18 protein-coding genes and 1 pseudogene are annotated in these 18,317 nt (G+C 37.4%); 5 read left to right on the forward strand and 14 right to left on the reverse strand.

Features of this window, described 5'->3' with window-relative positions; genetic code table 11:
* The first annotated feature begins 10 nt into the window (after nt 1-10).
* The 4 genes from FSB73_RS22155 to FSB73_RS22170 all read left to right on the forward strand — a co-directional run bounded on the left by FSB73_RS22155 (nt 11) and on the right by FSB73_RS22170 (nt 5,730).
* Complete coding sequence (locus FSB73_RS22155) at nt 11-2,398, forward strand: Rv1355c family protein (RefSeq protein WP_146787408.1); 2,388 nt, start codon at nt 11-13, stop codon at nt 2,396-2,398.
* Between the two features lie 66 nt (nt 2,399-2,464).
* A complete protein-coding gene (locus tag FSB73_RS22160) occupies nt 2,465-4,120 on the forward strand; it encodes a 7TM diverse intracellular signaling domain-containing protein (protein WP_146787411.1) in 1,656 nt (551 codons plus the stop codon).
* A complete protein-coding gene (locus tag FSB73_RS22165; RefSeq protein ID WP_146787414.1) occupies nt 4,102-4,590 on the forward strand; it encodes a sensor histidine kinase in 489 nt (162 codons plus the stop codon). The genes FSB73_RS22160 and FSB73_RS22165 overlap by 19 nt, the downstream gene beginning before the upstream one ends.
* 48 nt (nt 4,591-4,638) lie before the next feature.
* The gene (locus FSB73_RS22170; protein WP_146787417.1) at nt 4,639-5,730 is read left to right on the forward strand and encodes a hybrid sensor histidine kinase/response regulator; all 1,092 of its coding nucleotides are present in this window, start codon (nt 4,639-4,641) and stop codon (nt 5,728-5,730) included.
* 274 nt (nt 5,731-6,004) lie between these two features.
* Here the strand turns inward: FSB73_RS22170 and FSB73_RS22175 are convergent, their stop codons facing one another.
* The 14 genes and pseudogenes from FSB73_RS22175 to FSB73_RS22235 form a co-directional block, all read right to left on the reverse strand.
* Nucleotides 6,005-6,448: a response regulator gene (locus tag FSB73_RS22175; RefSeq protein ID WP_146787420.1), complete on the reverse strand. Its 444-nt coding sequence runs from the start codon at nt 6,446-6,448 to the stop codon at nt 6,005-6,007.
* Between the two features lie 39 nt (nt 6,449-6,487).
* Complete coding sequence (locus tag FSB73_RS22180; protein ID WP_158639670.1) at nt 6,488-7,939, reverse strand: DUF4838 domain-containing protein; 1,452 nt, start codon at nt 7,937-7,939, stop codon at nt 6,488-6,490.
* Entirely contained in the window at nt 7,926-8,234 is a 309-nt protein-coding gene (locus FSB73_RS27135; protein WP_146787425.1) for a DUF4838 domain-containing protein, read from the reverse strand. The genes FSB73_RS22180 and FSB73_RS27135 overlap by 14 nt, the downstream gene beginning before the upstream one ends.
* A 46-nt stretch (nt 8,235-8,280) precedes the next feature.
* Entirely contained in the window at nt 8,281-8,784 is a 504-nt protein-coding gene (locus tag FSB73_RS22190) for an alpha-glucuronidase family glycosyl hydrolase (RefSeq protein WP_146787428.1), read from the reverse strand.
* A 205-nt stretch (nt 8,785-8,989) separates the two neighbouring features.
* Nucleotides 8,990-10,158 (reverse strand): annotated as a pseudogene (locus tag FSB73_RS22200) (YaiO family outer membrane beta-barrel protein).
* Nucleotides 10,159-10,402: 244 nt separating this feature from the next.
* Nucleotides 10,403-10,789: a hypothetical protein gene (locus FSB73_RS22205; RefSeq protein ID WP_146787434.1), complete on the reverse strand. Its 387-nt coding sequence runs from the start codon at nt 10,787-10,789 to the stop codon at nt 10,403-10,405.
* Entirely contained in the window at nt 10,765-11,445 is a 681-nt protein-coding gene (locus FSB73_RS22210; protein ID WP_158639671.1) for a tetratricopeptide repeat protein, read from the reverse strand. The genes FSB73_RS22205 and FSB73_RS22210 overlap by 25 nt, the downstream gene beginning before the upstream one ends.
* Before the next feature lie 17 nt (nt 11,446-11,462).
* Entirely contained in the window at nt 11,463-11,681 is a 219-nt protein-coding gene (locus FSB73_RS22215) for a hypothetical protein (protein WP_146787440.1), read from the reverse strand.
* Nucleotides 11,682-11,707: 26 nt separating this feature from the next.
* A complete protein-coding gene (locus tag FSB73_RS22220) occupies nt 11,708-12,685 on the reverse strand; it encodes a glycosyltransferase family 2 protein (RefSeq protein WP_225974276.1) in 978 nt (325 codons plus the stop codon).
* Entirely contained in the window at nt 12,646-13,050 is a 405-nt protein-coding gene (locus tag FSB73_RS25935; protein WP_225974277.1) for a glycosyltransferase, read from the reverse strand. The genes FSB73_RS22220 and FSB73_RS25935 overlap by 40 nt, the downstream gene beginning before the upstream one ends.
* 172 nt (nt 13,051-13,222) lie before the next feature.
* Nucleotides 13,223-13,957 carry a glycosyltransferase gene (locus FSB73_RS25940; RefSeq protein ID WP_225974278.1) on the reverse strand — a complete coding sequence of 245 codons (735 nt, stop codon included), beginning with the start codon at nt 13,955-13,957 and terminating at the stop codon, nt 13,223-13,225.
* Between the two features lie 47 nt (nt 13,958-14,004).
* On the reverse strand, nt 14,005-14,658 hold the full coding sequence (locus tag FSB73_RS25945; protein WP_225974279.1) for a glycosyltransferase family 2 protein: 654 nt from the start codon (nt 14,656-14,658) through the stop codon (nt 14,005-14,007).
* Nucleotides 14,658-15,371 (reverse strand): HEAT repeat domain-containing protein, encoded by a 714-nt coding sequence (locus tag FSB73_RS22230; RefSeq protein ID WP_146787443.1) that lies wholly within the window; start codon nt 15,369-15,371, stop codon nt 14,658-14,660. Before FSB73_RS22230 ends, FSB73_RS25945 begins: the two co-directional genes overlap by 1 nt.
* 452 nt (nt 15,372-15,823) lie before the next feature.
* On the reverse strand, nt 15,824-16,195 hold the full coding sequence (locus tag FSB73_RS22235; protein WP_146787446.1) for a response regulator: 372 nt from the start codon (nt 16,193-16,195) through the stop codon (nt 15,824-15,826).
* A gap of 711 nt (nt 16,196-16,906) precedes the next feature.
* On the opposite strand from FSB73_RS22235, the gene FSB73_RS22240 reads away from it, so the two are divergent.
* A complete protein-coding gene (locus tag FSB73_RS22240; protein WP_146787449.1) occupies nt 16,907-18,034 on the forward strand; it encodes a hybrid sensor histidine kinase/response regulator in 1,128 nt (375 codons plus the stop codon).
* The last annotated feature ends 283 nt before the right edge of the window (nt 18,035-18,317 follow it).

The following is an 18,317-nucleotide window of genomic DNA, read 5'->3' on the forward strand; positions in this document are numbered from 1 at the left end:
ATCCTTAATTATGGACACGACCATTAATCCACCATTAAACAATAATGAAGTCTATAAGCCCGTTTTGCTTAGACTTAATAATCAATCTGATAGAGAAAAATTTTCTCAGATTGTAAACGAAGACCCCTTTGTTTTTAATGAAATCAAAGGGCAATTGTCGGAACTTATTAAAAGTCAGCACCCTTCGGTCAAATTAAAACCTGAAATGTACGAAGCTGCCATCAATCAACATTTAAATGGTGTGAATATTCATGACTATGGCGTTTGGGTGTATTATCCCTGGAATAAACGGTTGGTGCATTTATTGGATAAGGAGGAATTCATTGCAGTGCGCACCAACCGAAATCAATATAAAATAACTAATCGTGAAAGAGAGATTTTATCCACCAAAAAAATTGGTATTATCGGTCTTTCTGTTGGCCAGTCAATTGCCCTAACTTTGGCTATGGAAAGAGGATGCGGTGAACTACGCCTGGCAGACTTTGATAGCCTTGAATTAAGTAATCTGAACCGTATTAGAACCGGTGTCCATAATCTTGGAGTGCCTAAAGTCGTGATTGCTGCTAGAGAAATTGCTGAAATGGATCCTTTTATAAAAGTGACTTGCTTTTTCGAGGGGCTTACCGAAAGTAACATGGACAATTTTTTTTCAAATGATGGAAAGCTGGATATAGTAGTCGATGAATGTGATGGTTTGGATGTGAAAATTTTGGCCAGATTTAAGGCAAGGGAACTTGGCATCCCGGTTATCATGGATACCAGCGACAGGGGGATGCTTGATATTGAAAGGTTTGATTTAGAACCTGAGCGTCCAATATTACACGGTATGGCCGAGGGATTAAATCCATTGAATATCAAGAAAATATCCAACGAAGATAAAGTACCTATTGTGCTTCAGATGTTGGGAGTTGGCAATATTTCCGTCAGAGCAAAAGCTTCCATGATTGAGGTGGAACAAAGCATTAATACGTGGCCTCAATTAGCCAGTTCGGTCGCTTTAGGTGGAGCGGCAGGTGCGGATACTTGCAGACGCATATTACTGGATCAACTTCACGTTTCTGGAAGGTTCTATATTGATTTTGAGCAGATTATTCAAGATCCTGTATCAGTTAAATTAATAAAGCAGTCAAGTTCTGATTCTTCTGAAAGAAAAGTTGATATCAATCCATATTCCCCGTTAGATTCCATACAAATGTTGGGTATTGCGCACGAATTGGTAACTAGAATATCAAACTCTGTTGATGCTGATCATATAAGTACAATTAATGACTTAACGAACATCAAATTAACGGATGAACAGATTGAGCAATTGGTCTCGGCTGCATGTGCAGCTCCTTCTACTGGCAACGATCAGCCCTGGAAGTGGCTGTATCATAAAGGCATTCTATTTTTATTTCATGACCGCCATCGTTCATTTTCTTTCGGAGATTTCCGGGGCACAGCCTCTTTTATTTCTTTTGGTGCCGCCTATGAAAATCTTAATATTCACGCTTTAAAAATGGGGCTTAAAGCTCATTTGCAATACCAGGATCAAAAAGATTCACCTCTTGTTGCCTTTATTTATTTCAGTCACCTTAATGAACAATTGTCTAAAGAAAATCAGCTGCTGCAATCTCTGGACGGTTTTATCAATCAGCGCTTCACCAACCGCACCCAATCAACTAAAATAAAACTAGATGAATCCTTATTGAATGGTTTGAGTAAAATGGGAGAAACTATCAAGGGTGCTAAAGTGCGTTTTTTTACAGAGGAACACGATATCCATTCTTTGGGGCAAGTAATTGGCTTTTGTGACCGCGTTCGGTTATTAGATGTAAATGGTCATTTCGATTTTGTCCACAGGGAAATGCGCTGGACAGAGGAGCAAACTAAGCAGATGCGCGATGGCATTGATATTCAAACACTTGGACTCACAGGTGCTCAATTAGCAGCACTCAATGTGATTAAAAGCGAAGAGGTGATCAAAACTTTGAATGCACTAAATGGTGGTAAGGCCATGGAGATGCTTGCTGATCGAACAGTTAAGTCCGCTTCTGCCCTTTGTTTAATTACTGTGCCTGTTCAAAATAATGATACAAAATTGGATGTGGACTTGTTTAGCTACTTTATGGGTGGTCGGGCAATGGAACGTTTTTGGCTGGACGCTACTCGTCTAAATATCGCAATACATCCATTAATTTCTCCGTTATATTTATTTTCAAGATTAATTAATGGCCAGGGGGAAGGACTCGACCCTGCGTTTATTGAACAATTAGGGCGCCAGCATAAAAGATTCCTTGAAATTACGGGTATCGATGTATATGAGATGGGCGTTTTTCTGGCAAAAATGGCTATTGCGCCTGAGCCAACTATAAAAAGTCTGCGTTTACCGCTCAAAGAAACCTTAATTTTGGCATAAATAGGTGATACTCAAAAATTAATATTATCATCTTATTATAGTAATTGTAAGTGACCCTTTTCTTATATGAAATCAATTTTTTATCTGATCTTTTGTCTTTTGTCTGTTGCAGGTTCCAAAATTTTTGGTCAACACAATATACAATTCACTGGTAAGACGGAAGTAATTGGAAAGGATATAGGCATTTTTGAAGATCCGTCAGGTAAACTTGACTTTTCTTATGTGAGAGCGTCAGGTAAATTTGTGCCTTCAAAACAGGCCAATCCTGATCTGGGTTTAAGCAAATCCAACTTTTGGATTAAATTTACTATTAATAATGCTTCGCAACTGAGTCAGTTAATTCTTGATCTGGAAAATCCAACAGTTACGGACTGTCATTTTTATTTTCCTGAAGATGGCGTATATAAATCTATATATTTGTCCAATCGGTGGCCGATTAGTCAGCGCAAATATCAGCAACCCGATTTCCTTTTTGATATTAAGCTTAAACCCGACAGTACGGCTACATTTTATATGAAGATTAAAGGCTCAGAGCAGCTAATTATCCCTTTGATTTTGGGTAGTCGACTGGATATAATACGTTCTAAAATGAATGCTCAAGTTTTATGGGGCATTTTCATTGGCATTATAGCTGTTATGGCAGCTTATAACTTTTTACTCTTTCTTTTTACCAAGGATAAAAGCTATTTATGGTATGTACTGTATTGTTTATTCATTGGTCTTACTCAAACCACCTTAAATGGTTATACGTATCATTATTTATTTGGGGGCTATCCTTGGCTTATTAATAAAGTTATTATTATATTCCCTGCACTAGCTGGCATTACTGCAATGTTGTTTGTGAGAAAATTTTTAGAAACGAAAAACAGAACGCCCACTTTACATAAGCTCTTTCCTTACCCAGCAACTTTATATTTGCTTGCTATAGTCTTTCGTTTGGCGGGCTTTGATGAGATTAGTTTTAGAATGATAGATATTTCCGCACTAGCTACAACCCTATTGATGTATATTGTAGCTATTAAAATATCTTTTCAAGGTTTTAGACCCGCAAAGTACTTTTTAATTGCCTGGACTATATTTTTTGTGGGCATCATCCTTTATTCTTTACGTAATTTAGGTCTTTTACCTTATAATGCCTTTACGTCATATACCATGGGTCTGGGAACTGCCATTGAACTTACGCTATTGTCAATCGCACTTGCTGATCGCATTACTGTGCTTAAAAGAGAAAAGGAGCTCTCGCAGGCCAAAGCCATTAAAATTGCCCATGAGAATGAACGTATTATTCGGGAACAAAATAAAACACTTGAAATAATGGTAGAGCAAAGAACTTCTGACCTTAACGCGGCATTAGAAGATCTTAAGCTAACTGAAACGCAATTGGTTGAGTCTGAAAAAATGGCAACACTTGGACAACTGACTGCTGGTATTGCCCACGAGATCAATAATCCAATTAATTTTGTTACTTCTAATATTTCTCCTTTGAGGCGCGATATTGATGCCCTTTATAATACCTTGAACTATATTGAACAAATTGCTCTCTCTGAGCTGCCAAAGGAAGAAAAGCTGGCTAAAATCGAACTGCATCATAAAAGGAAGAGACTGACTATTTACGTGAAGAAATTGCATATCTCATTAGCGGTATCCATAATGGGGCTTCTAGAACTGCAGAAATTGTTAAAGGACTTAAGTTATTTTCCCGTTTGGACGAAGATAGCCTAAAATATGCCTCTATAAATGAGGGTATAGATTCTGCCATGATCATTATTAGCAATCAATTAGGGAATATAAAAGTGGTAAAGAATTATAGTACGCTTCCTCTTATTGAATGTTATCCAGGTAAACTTAATCAAGTTTTCCTGAATATCTTGTCTAATGCAATTTTTGCGATTGACAAAAGTTTTGATAAAAGGCCTGGAGGTCAAATCACCATTACCACCTGCCTGCACCAAGCCAATTATGTGGAGATAATTATAGAAGACAATGGAATTGGCATGGATGAAGATACTCGCAATAAGATCTTCAATCCTTTTTTTACCACCAAAGAAGTGGGTGAGGGAACTGGACTGGGGATGTCAATTAGCCACACCATTATTATGAAGCATAATGGAATTATTCAAATTAAATCCAGTCCTGGTGATGGTGCCAGATTTATAATAAATTTGCCACTGCGACAAGACACCCCTACTTAATGCGATAAAACCCTTAAAACAAAGTTTGAACTTAAAATAACCCAACTGATGTGTGACAACAAGATTAAAATTCTTTATATCGATGATGAACAAGATAATCTTTTTGGATTTAAAGCTTCTTTTCGTAAGCAATATGAAATCTTTACAGCTATAAATACAGCGCAGGCGACCACTATTTTAAAGGATAATTCAGATATTCGAATAATTTTCTGTGACCAACGCATGCCGGGTAAAACGGGTGTTGTCTTTTTTGAGGAGATTAAAGAGCAATTTCCTTTGCCTATTAGAATCTTAATTACTGCATATACCGATATTGATGTGGTGATTAACGCCATAAATAACAGTCATATTTTTAGGTTTATCCGAAAGCCCTGGGTGGAAGTAGAAATATTTTCCGCTATTGAGGAAGCGAATAAGTTCTTTTTAGCCAGCTCCCAGTTGCATTTAAAAAACAAGGAATTGCAACAGGCTTATAAAGAACTGGATAAATTCGCTTATAGCGTCAGTCATGATCTGCGTAGTCCCCTTTCTGGCATTCTGGGAGCGGTGGATGCAATGACCCAAATGACCGATTTGACGGAAATCATGGAAATGCTGCTTTTAATTGAAAAATCCATATTTAAGCTGGAGGATTATATTGCTGGCATGCATGATTATTACAGATTCCACCAAGGGGCTCTCAAAATCGAACAGATTGATTTTAAGGTTTTGGTGGAAGAATTAAGCTCTCTTTTCCAGATTTATCTGACCACTAACAAAATTAGTTTTGATTGTAAGGTGGATCAAACACTTCCGTTTCGATCTGACTTATCCTTGATCAAGATGATTTTAAATAACTTGATCACAAATGCTATTAAATATCAGAAAAAGGATTCAATGCATAAAAGCATCACCCTTTCCGTTCAGGTTCTTGTTGAAAAAGTCACAATCATCATTAAGGATACGGGCATAGGAATCCCTAAAAGTCACTTTAATGAAATTTTCAATCTATTTTCTAAAGTTACTACCCACGGAACGGGATCTGGCATTGGCTTATATAATGTAAAAAATGCGCTGGACAAATTAGGTGCTCAGATGGATATCGATTCCGAAGTCGACATGGGAACAACTTTTACGGTATGCATTCCCAACAAAATATAAAACTTATAATTTTTACATATATCACTTCCTTTCAGAATCCCTTGGTATTAAAATCTTAATTGCAGTAGCAGCACTATATTTGAATCCTCTGCCGTTCTGATTGATTTAAAAGCAATTATGATTATGACTATACCAATGAAGACTTACTCAAAACCGATTCAAAACGTATGAAGTTTTTTTTATCTCAGTTTCGTTCTTATTTTGATGTGAAATTAGAGGGATGTTTTACTGCGAAAATATGCTCGTTTTGGGCACATCACCCCAATGATTCTTTTTAGGAAAGTAGTTTCTGTCTCAGCATAAATTCCAATTGTTCATTGGTGGTTTTAAGGGTTTGTTTTTCTTTCCAGAATGCAAAAGCGGCATTTAATATTCTTTCAATCTCTTTTTCATCCCATGGTTTGGTCAGATAATGAAAAATCTTTCCTTTATTGACAGCCTCAATAACGACATTCAAATCTGCATATCCGGTCAACAGAAGGCGCACTGCATCTGGAAATCGGTCCTGGACTATCTGCAAAAAATCGACGCCTGTCATTTGTGGCATTCGCTGATCCGATACGATTATATTGACGCGTTCTTCTGCCAGGATCTTTAGAGCGTCTTCTCCACTGGAAGCGGTTAAAATATTATATTTTAACCGAAAAGTGGCTTTAAAGGAGAACAAATTATCTTGTTCGTCGTCCACATATAAAACAGTAATCTTTTCAGATTGCATAAATGGTATTTGTGACAAAAATACAATATTTATTACAATCTAAGGGGTAACCCTGATTTCATCGGCCGCAATCATAGCTTTTTTTGATGTATTATTTTGCCAGACAGTTAATGTTTTGGGATTGATGGCTTTTATCTTGATAAAGCGCAGCTTGGATGCTGCTGGCAGCGAAAAACTGGCAGTTATAATTTGAATATCGCTATGTTCCGGTCCTTCATTAAAAGCTACGGGTTTTAAATCTTTATAATCAATACCATTTTGAGAAACAGACACTTGTACCGAAACAGGCAAAAAAATCCAGTGTCTTGGATCATCTAAAAAATTTATGCTAATTTTTCCACAGTTTTTTATCGAACCCATATCTATGATGGCCGATAGATCTGCTGCGTAAAAACATAACCAGTTATAACTGAAATCCTTATAACCTGGCATTCCATCTGTTAGCGTCTGATTGCCTTTTGCTGGATAATCTTCCACAAAGGGATTGTCAAGCGTTACCTTTGCATGTAAGGCAAGATTAACCGGCAAAGGAACAGAAAGAATTTTTTGCCAATAATCTTTGTAGGCATCTGGAGACAAGCCCTCTTCAGCTAATACTTTTACCCCTTGCTGTTTACAATCCATTACAAATCTGTCCACTCGGTCTTGCCAACCGGCTTTGGGTATGTAGGTGGTTAAATCTTTGGAAATTTGTAAAAAGCCCCCCGAATCAATACCATAAAACAGTGCTTGCTGAAGTGCCACATATTCAAGACTCAATTGTAGCCGTTTAATACGGTCGCTATACTTATTGTCTGTTGCCACCGCTAGATGCGCCTCATACAGCAGTTTCTGATAATGCTCCATATTTTCAGTGGAAAGGTATCCCCTGCTGTCTATCATAGGATTGCCATAAATATCCAAATGTTTGCCTGAGTTTTGCAGCGCTGTCTTCCTGTCGATCAGATATTCCCGCACAAAGGCTGATCCAGAGCCATAATAGCCATTACAGAATTCGGTGATCAGATCATGGACATCTTGATCTGGATTCCAAAACAATTTTGCCTGGAGGTAACTATTAAGCTCTGCTGCATCTGCATAAGTGTCCCCACTACCCTGTTCAAAAATACCTGTTACATGCTGTGATTTAAAGTATTTAAGGTTATCAGCCAATACTTCCAGGTCGGGGAACGGCGACAAATAATTGGTAAATTGTACAGAGTAATCCCAGATAAAGAGTTGATTTGCCTTATTTGCCCAGCTTTTCAATTGATTACGCAATAAAACTGCTGCTGGCCAGTTGGCATTTCTTAGTGGCTGCTCTCTGAAAATATCTATACTACTGATTAATATAATCACATTGGATTGGGCATGCGTTTTTTGTGGCGCAGCTGCCGTGCCTTCATAAGCCAAAGTAGTAATTTTTTTATCTTTAAAAGCATCTGCGACTTTATTGACAAAGCGAATCAACGATCCTTGGTGTCCTCCCTCTTCCCTATCAACTTTTTGCACGCATCGCAACTGCAGTAACCTCCACCATCGTTGGGGCTACTGACCAATAAATGGCATCAGGGTTTTCTGCCATCATAATTTTCAGGGTGTCAATTACTTTTTTTAATACTTCAGGATTACTCAGGCATAATTGTGTTGGTTGTCTGACACCGTTTACCAGGGCATAATATTCAGGATGCTTTTTAAAATAAACGGAGGGGGGTATAAGCTTATTATAGGAGTGGCCCCAAATGCCCCAGAGATCTTCAAATCGATGCAAACCGTGCCAGTTAAGATATGCGGGATCTTCGCTCATGGATAATAGCTTTCCCTATAAATAAAGGCGGGTATGGAGCTGATTTTTAAATTGCTTGGTAGTTCAAGGTTACTTTTTGTACAAATTCCGCCGGGTTGGCATCATACATTCGCGCTTGCAAAAATTTCTCAGCAAAATAATAAACGCCGTATTCTGCACCATGACCTTTGCCGCCAATAATAAGTACATTTTTGTTATTTGTACAAATCAGGTATCCTTCCGAACTCATGATACTGTCTCTCAATAGATTAAGATGTTCTGCCATTGAGGTGCGGCCGATATAAATACCTGGCATTGCTGCCATGGGTTTTCCAGCTATTGGCTCATTCAATACCTGAAGACTTACTCCTGTTGTAGCCTTTATAAAAGTTACAAGCAGATTTGCGGCTTTTTGTTCACTTTTGGTGGGTGCTAGTGGGAGTATCACCTGATAATCTGAGTGTTGATTTTTTACAATTTCTATTTGTTGTCTGCCTTGCGCTATGCACTGTCCCACATTTAGGCTAATAAATAGCAATATATATCTTGGAATTTTATTTCGCTTCAACATAGCAACAATGGTTTAAATAATTAAAACTTCCTGAAAAAGGTGATGTAAATGTCGTATTGGTTGCGAAACCAGCCATTAGCAATTTTTTGATTATACCAAGTGCCATTAATACTGATGGAATTTCTGTAATTGAACATTTTCTGGTATCCGGCCCCGATGCTATAGGTGGTAAATTTTAAATTCTGATTAAAATCGTATAGGCGACTTAAATCATCCGGGAATTCCCATAACCCATCGTTGCATAGAAGAAATCTGTTTTTTCATTCAGATATTGACGCGCCGTCAGAGTAAGTGCAGTATATTGATTTCCAGATAAAAAGCTTGCATATCCTTTTATATTGGTCCAGAAATCACCAAAAAAATGAGCTAGGGATGCAACGCCTGACACGCTCTTCAAGGAATCAAAGTCAATGATTCTCGCCCCTAACTCTGCTTCCCAACTCTTTGCAAAATTATGAAATAAGGAATACCCAGCTCGCCATTTTGGAAATACGACCTTGTTAGCAATTGCTAGATTTCCATAGGAGTACCATTTTTTTCGTGCTGAATATAGGCCTCGACTTCTAATTGTAAGCCAGTGCCCACTGCTCGACCTGCAAAATTCAATTTTCCAGTTAGGGTCATTTTTTTACCCAAATGGCTATACTGTATGGTCGCAATGTTGGCTGGTGCCAAAGAATCAAAATGAGAATTTAAAAAGGAGAAGCCCAATTGGTTATGATAAGACTTTGACCTCAGGTAAGCTGCATAATCACTGTATTTATGACTTTCTGGGTTTATCCTCTCGAGGTTCTTGGCAACATCTGCCGCCTCTTTAAATCGGTTCAGGGATTCTAAAGCAGAGGCCTTTTTCATTAAAAATGCTGTATTTTCCGGGTAAATGCTGAGTGCGGTATCAGATAGCTGTAAAGCAGTATCAAAACGATTTTGCTGCTGATTAATATTAATAAGCGCTAACAATGCCAGACTGTCCTTCGGGTTAAGTTGTCTTAACTTGATCCAGGCAGCCGTGGAAGACAAAGTATCTCCTCTTTTAAGAAAGTGCATGGCAGCTGTGGAGAGTTGTTCGGAGTAATTCCCTTTAATTGTCGTATTGTAAGGATATCTTTGGTGCAATGAATCATTGATTAAAAGCGCATCTTGATAGGCTTTCAATTTAAAAAGAACAGCTGATTTTTTAATCATAAATGCCTGGTCATTCGGGTAATAACCTAAAGCTTTATTAATCCATTCTAAAGCGTCCTTATTGCCTGTATCATTATCACCTGCCAGTTGAATATTGATCAAACTATTAAGTACTTCTTTATTTTGGGGATCCAGCTGCTCTACTCTTTTATATAAGATTAAAGCTTGATCATAATCCATGACCTGCATGCTGGATCTGGCTGCCGATAAACTGGCATCCTCCAGGCCTGCGCGCACAATCTGGTTTTGTGGATGGGTCTCGTATAATTTCAAAAAGACAGCAGCAGCCTGGTCAAAATCTCCATTTTGTTGAAAAATGGAGCCTTTTTTATTTTTAGGTTGATGTCATCCGGATAAAACCCTATTGCTCTATTTAATTGTTGAATAGCTGAAGCATATTGCTTTTGCTCTGCTAATAGGTTGACGAAACCGTTTATGGCTTGTTGTTGTTTGGTTCTATCCTTAAAACAGTCTGATAGACCACTTCAGCGCTATCATATAATCCCTGCACTGCGAAATCACGGGCTCTCTTTAGTTCTAGATCGAAATAAGTTTGTTTAGTAAATGTAGAAGGATTGATATACATAAGCTTAGCTGCAATGGCAGCCGCTTGCCCATATCTACCACCTTTTTCCAAAAGGTTTTGCTTCTGGGCTAGTAGGTCTTTGTCATTTGGGCTAATGCGTAAAGCTTTATCGATCCAAACTAGGGCTTCTTGATTCATATTACGACTAATGGCCATATTAATCACATTATTTAAAGCCTCTTTATTAGCTGGGGATTTTTCAAGAACGCTTAGGTACTCATAATAGGGATCCATTTTTTTATAATACCTGGCAGCCTCCAGGGGCAATTCCTGGCTAAGCTGCGAAAGCTTTCCATTTGAAGGAAACTTTTTTGCATTTGCTGCAGTGATTCGAGGGCTTCTGGATAGCGCCGCATTTGTTGCAATAAACCAAGCTTTTTCATCCATAATTCATAGGACTCTGGGTGTTTTGCCAGCAATTGGTTGATAAATGCCAGACTATTTTGATCATTGCCTTGTAGCAAAATGGCTGACAGGCTTCCCTCAATCGCTTGGGTATTACGGGGTGAAGTCCCTAGGGCCATTTCAAATTGACTAAATGCTTTGTCCAGGCCTCCATGCTTCAGATAATAATTACCTGCTTCGTTATGATAATCTACATACTTTTTCAACACACTGCTGTCCTTTGGAAAAGTACGCAGTAATCTATCTGCTTGTTTGTCTGCATTGGCATAATCCCTTGTAAGGGCGAGAATATCCAATTTTTTGGCCAGCATCTGATATTCTCCAGGGTACCGATCTAGTCCTTTATCAAGGATATTCAAAGCTTTTTGTTCATTTCCTTTTGCGACATATAGAGATGCAGCGGTTAGATAAGCATCTTTGTAGGTTGGCACTTTTGTAATGATTTCGGTTAATTTGCGTTCTCCCCGGACAGAATCCTTATTCAAGAGGTAAAGTTTGGCCATCAAAACTGAAAATCTACATTTCTTGGATAGTCTTTTGCTGCGGCCTTTGCAATAGACAATGCCTTGACATAATCCTGCCGCACGTTCATCTCCGCTTTAATTTGGGTCAAATAGGTGGTATTGCTGACTTTTTTATTTTGACACCAGAGCAGGCTGGGTAACAAGATTAAAGCCAGCAAATTGGTAATATATTTTCCTATATATCTTCTACACATCATGATCGTTTTTTAACGGGTCCTAAGTATTAAGGTGTCGGTTGTCCAAATCCACGCCTTTGCATATTGCCCCAGGTGTGTTTGCGTCCAGTAATAAAAAAGAAATACCCCTTGAGTGCAAAAAATACAATCAATGGGTGATAAATAATAGGTTCCAGAAAGGCCATCAGACTAAGGCCTGCCACCTCTATCCAGGTTTTATAGCTTTTATTGACTAGCTGGTCCCAAAATATGGCGATCAGGGTAATCATAATGGAATACAGATACAGAAATAATAGCAATAATATTGCATCTACGACATTAATCTGCCCTGTAATAATTATATATATATAATATAACACGCCTAATAGTTCAACAATAGGCGCCAGAAATTCAAAAAGGAAATTGTAGGCAAAAACAACAAGTCCTAGTTTTCCATAACTGGGATTAAATAGGATTTTATGGTGCAGTGTCATAATTTGTATTAATCCACGTCCCCATCTGGTGCGCTGCCGCCCAAAGATCTTAAGCGTAGAAGGGCCTTCTGTCCAACAAAGTGTGGACGGAATATAACGTATTGCATACTTTTGTTTATTGTCCTTCATATAAGCACACATACGGGTGATTAAATCCATATCCTCTCCAAATGAAAGGGCATCATATCCTCCGGCTTTAATGGCAATTTCTTTGTCAAATAGCCCTAAACCTCCCGATACGTTGGGGACACAATTGATTTTGCTCCAGCCCATTTTACCTAAAACATAGGCTCTTATGTATTCCATCTCCTGAAATCTAGGAAAAAGGCTTTTGGGTGGTCTCATTCTGACAAGTTCACCTTGTTCAATATCACTTGAATTGGCAATTCTTAGAGTTGCTCCGGTTGCAATTACTCTTTTGGTGTCTTCTACCACGTGAACGTAACCACATTGTGGGCAGGGTGCGCCTAATTCAGTTATTTTGCGATGTTCTTCTGCCAATATGGGCTGAATCATTTTAATAAGGGTATCCTTTTCCAGAATACAATCCACGTCTGTACATAAAAATAATTAAAAGAGGCCGCATTTATACCTGCATTGGATGCATCGGCCTTACTTTTTCCGTTCACCTTGTCAATGACCATCAATTTTTCGTAGGCTGTATTGATGGATTTAAATATCCGACGGACTGGTTTAGATTTTATTTTTTCGTCGTAAGCAAATTCTACTTGTACCAGTTCGTATTCATTAATTAGTTTTTCCAGGGTATCGTCTGTGCTACCATCATTGATAATGATAACCTCAAAATTTGTATAATTTAATGTCAATAGGGAGCGTACATTTTGAATAATTGTAACACCTTCATTGTAGGCTGGGGCTATTATGGAAATGCCTGGAGCAAGTGGGGAACTGGTCAATTTCTTATAATCTGTGTATTGCTCTTTTTTCGGAATTGATTTATAGCCAAAAAGGATAAGATAGCCAAGAATGCATAGGCTGACAGGATCAAAACACCATAGATGAATATTCCACCTTCGAAAAAGGTTCGCATATATGACCAAAAGCTATGCACCATAATGATTATCAAATTTAATTTTTACGCGCCTGTCCAAATCCTTGCCTCTGCATATCTCCCCACACATGTTTTTTCCCTGTAAGAAAATAGTAATACCCTCTAATGGAAAAGAAAACAATCATAGGATGGTATAAAAAGATCTCCAGACAAGCGGTTGCACATAGTAGCAATACATCTTTCCAGGATTTGTAATATCTAAAGGTTATTTGGTCCCAAAGAATAGCGATAGTAGTAATCATTATGGAATAGGAATAGACAAATAACAATAACAGGACGGCATACTCTGTATTAATTCTACCTGAAATCCATAAATACAAATAATATATTAGGCCTACAATTTCAATGATGGGTGCCAATAATTCAAAAAAGAAATTATATGGAAAAGTTATAAGTCCTGCTCTGCCATATTGAGGATTAAAAAACATTTTAAAATGGGCATACATCAATTGGGCCAGACCGCGCGCCCATCGACTTCGTTGCCTCATAAATATCTTAATAGTGGACGGCACTTCTGTCCAACATAGTGTTTCAGGAATATATTTTACGGCATATTTAATTTGGTTATCTCCACTGTAGCGGCACATTCTAACTAGTAATTCCATATCTTCCCCAAAAGACTGGGCATCATATCCACCTGCCTTTATGGCGATTTCTTTATCAAATAATCCCAATCCTCCGGAAACGTTTGGTATGCAATTAATCAGGTTCCATCCCATTTTTCCCAGGACAAATGCTCGGATATACTCCATCTCCTGAAATTTTGGCAATAATTTGCTTGGTGGTTTCATTTGGATAATCACCCCTGATCGATATCACAAGAATTCGCAGTTCTCAGGGTAGCACCTACGGCAATTATGCGCCTGGAGCTTTCTTCCATCACCGGCTTTATTAGTTTCAAAAGCGTATCCATTTCCAGGATACAATCCACATCCGTACAAACAAAATAATCAAAAGACGCTACATTGATACCAGCATTCACTGCATCAGCTTTACTTTTTCCATTAATCTTATCAATAACGGTCAATTTACTAAAGGCCGGATTAGTGGATTTATAAATACCTCTTATAGGTTTTGCATGGAGCTTAGGATTATAGGCAAAATCAACTTTTTCAAGTTCAAATACTTTGATAAGTTGTTCCATTGAATTATCAGTACTGCCATCATTTATAAGCAGCACTTCAAAAATTGGATAATTTAGAGTCAAAAGTGACTGCACATTCATAATAATGGAGAGTCCTTCATTAAAAGCGGGGGCAATTACTGAAATGCCAGGTGATAAGGCCGATTTTAAAAGATCGTGGTAATCGCTGCAACTTTCCCTTCTTAAATATTTCCGAATAGAAATGAAGGAAAATATAGCTAGCATGGTATAGATCAATAGCAATATAGCACCATATGCAAATACGCTGCTTTCATAAAAATTTATTAGCCATTGACCTATTTGGAGCATTAATATTTAATTAAGGGATTCAAATTGTGCTTTAAAATTAATTGATTTTCCGGTGTACAGGACTCCATGAGTAGATCTATTTGCTGCTTATTACTGTTTCGGACAATGGATTTTGCTGCGTTTTTGCGTATATCGAAATCAGTAGAGTACATAAATTCCTGTTTTAGGAAAGTAACATTTTCTTTGTTACCCATTCTTCCAAGTGCCTTTAATATTTCCAATCGGCAATTTAGCGGCTGATTACTGTAAATATGCACCAGTTGAGGAGCAGCTTGCTCATATTTTAGTTTTCCCAGACAATTTATTGCCTGGGCTCTTAATAGGTGATCTTTGTTTTCAAGTAGCTTGACTACTGCAGGTGCGGCGTCATATTGTTTGTAATATACGATTAGCTCCATACAAAAAGCGACCACGCTTTTATTATTCGAATATGTAACCCAACGAGCGAAATTGGGGATGGCTATATTTTCTGTTGTCGTTATCGTTTTAAAAAGCTCAATTTGGTCCCATTTAAGTAAAGGCTCTGTAGTTACATCAAAGAACTTAAAGGGTTCATTTTTGCTTAACTTGATATAAGCATTGCGGGCTTCTGAACGAAGTTCTTGCCTTTTGTTATTTGTCAAAGGCAGAATATTTACATCTGCAATCAAAATATCCATATTTGTCAGCTCTCTAATACCTCTGATCTTTTTTTCCCATTTTCTACTTTTCATTTTCCTGAAAGAGACCTTATCCAATCCCAATTCCATGTAAAGGTTACGCATCTCGGTACCGATAGTCCCTGTAAAATCAGCTTGATATTTGATTATCCGGTCAATAATTATCTGTCTATATTTTCTACTCCTAAATTCGGCTCTGATTTGGTTAGGGATATTAAAAGCCGGCTCCCCGAATTGGTTTTGAGAAGCATTTGACTTTAAGACTATTTGCTCTGTGATTAAATCATCCAGTATAGGAACAATATACTTTACTCTTTTATTATATATATAGTTTTTAAACCTAATATACCAAATCCTATATTGAATATAAAGGATGAAGCATGTGGATATGAGAATAGAGACCACAGCTATTTGTATAACTAAAGGAAGTGATAAAAACCAATTTAACCAGGCAGGATTCTGCCCAACATCAAGATTTTCAAAAGAATATGGAGATTCAAACATAATCAGGTTCTTGGAGATAAAAGTTTTTTAATCCTCATCACCAGTTCGCCAATGATAATTGGTTTACGAACATATTCGTCAATGCCTAATTTGAAACCATCCATAATTGAATCTTCATTTGTAATGGAAGATATCACTATTATAGCAGCATTTGCAGTATTTGGATGCTTTTTCAATCTGCTAATAATTTCAAAGCCATTGGCATATGGCATCATCAGATCAGTAATAACAAGATCGTAGGCCATTTTCTCAATCTGAGACAGCCCTTCTTTTCCATTTCCAGCCAATTCAATGTGGAATCCTTCCTTAGTAAGGACTTTGTCTAATACATTTTGTATAATCTCATCGTCATCAATAACCAGAATGTTTCTCATTAAAATAAATTACTAAATTAATTTAAATCATCAATACTATAACACCTAACAATCAATAACATAGTATTTATAACATTAAATACTAAAGCGATTAGTTTTGAAGTCAGCAAAAATCCATAAATACCTGATTAATCAATAGGATAATTTACCGTTCAGATAATACCTATTTTAATATATTTTCCTGCAAATGTATAATAGATGCTAATTTAAAAAAAAGTTTTCTTGCTATTTTTTCATTAGTTAATTTTTTTTAATTATATAGATTGATGTCAGCCTTAAATAGCAAGTTCAAATATACTAAATGCTATTTGCCATTAAAAGAAATGTCTCAACAGAACCAACAGTTTTCTTTCTTTTCAACTTGCCACACGACAGAACAAAAATGACCTTAACAATCTTATCAAACCTATGGAGCTATTTTGAATAAGCTACAATTATATTTTTGTACCCTATCCCTCTTTGACGGGATTTGGAGATAACATCAGCCAAAAGAGCATCAGTGCAACAGGTAACCTTACATATATAAAATCGACCTGAATGAACCCAACATGAACTCAACATGTAACTTCTGACCATTCCATTTTCACCCCCTTATTCAGGCACCTACTTCTATGGGGGTATCTCCTTCATTTTTTCTACGAAAAACTCGCTTAATTGGCTTATCTTAGCTTCTATTCATATAATTATTAGCGTATTTATAAGTAAATATCTATGATTCTTATTGTTGATGACAAACCAGAGAATCTAATTGCTTTAAGCAAGGCTCTGGAAGGGCGGGGTTTTCAAACAGATACAGCGCTTTCAGGCGAAGAGACCTTAAAAAAAGTCTTAAAGCAGGCGTATGAGCTCATTATCCTGGATGTACAAATGCCAGGTATGGATGGTTTTGAGGTCGCTGAAACCATCAGCAGCTATAGCAAAACCGCCAATATACCCATCATTTTCCTGTCTGCGGTCAACATCAGTAAGGAATTTATCACCAAAGGCTACGCCTCTGGTGGTAAAGACTACCTGGTTAAACCCTTTGATACGGATATTCTTGTTTTAAAGATCCAGACTTTCATCAGACTTAATGCTATCCAGCAAGCATTACAGGCAGAGATCCAAAAACGGACCCAGGCAGAGGCCAAAAAGGATGAATTTATTAGTATTGCCAGCCACGAGCTTAATACCCCACTCACTTCAGCCAAAGGTTATTTGCAATTAGCAGAAATGTCCTTAAAAAATCAACAGACCGATCAGGTCCAGATGTATCTTGAAAGGTCTGGAAAACAGCTAAATAAGTTAAACCGCCTGGTGACAGAACTACTAGATGCTACCAAAATCGAGTCCAATAAGCTTAAATTAGCCTGTAAGCATTTTTCGGTATCTTCTTTTTTGGAAAATGCAATCAATAATATCCATCAGTCCTATCCAGATACAAAAATACACATGCAGGGAGTAGACCTATCCGGTCTCTCTGTATATGGAGATGAAAATAGATTAGAACAGGTACTACTCAATTATATCAGTAACGCCATCAAATATGCGCCAGAAAGTAATGAAGTCACTGTAGAATCACTGTTGTTACCAGATGAATCCTTACAAATTAGTGTAATTGATCATGGAATTGGCATATCTAGTAAGGAACAGCAGCAGTTATTTCAGAAATACTACCGAGTGGAAGAAAGTGACGGTAAGTTTCAAGGACTGGGTATGGGTCTATTTATCTGCGCAGAAATCATTAAACTCCATAAAGGTGCTGTCGGGGTAAAAAGCGACCTAGGCCAGGGTTCCACCTTTTATTTTAGAATCCCCTTAAACCCAGTCACCGTTGAATCAAGCATATCTGCCAATTAGTTTGAGAAATGGTTTAGGGTTAAGATTAGTACAAAGCCAATTGGGCTATAGCATTAATTAATTAATTAATTAATTAATTAAATGATTATTAATATTATTACATACATAGTCTAAAATAAAAGTTTAGACATATCGGTGCATTGTTAAGCAAATAAATATTGCATTAGTTTTATAAGCTGCAATTAATGCTACCAGTGAATTGACAGGCAGCGCCAATAGTAATGCTCATTCTAAAGTTGCCTGACTGCAGCTTTGAATAAGCATTTTATTAAAACCTCATCAC

The organism is Arachidicoccus ginsenosidivorans (assembly GCF_007971385.1).
In the GTDB taxonomy this organism is placed as follows: Bacteria; Bacteroidota; Bacteroidia; order Chitinophagales; family Chitinophagaceae; genus Arachidicoccus; species Arachidicoccus ginsenosidivorans.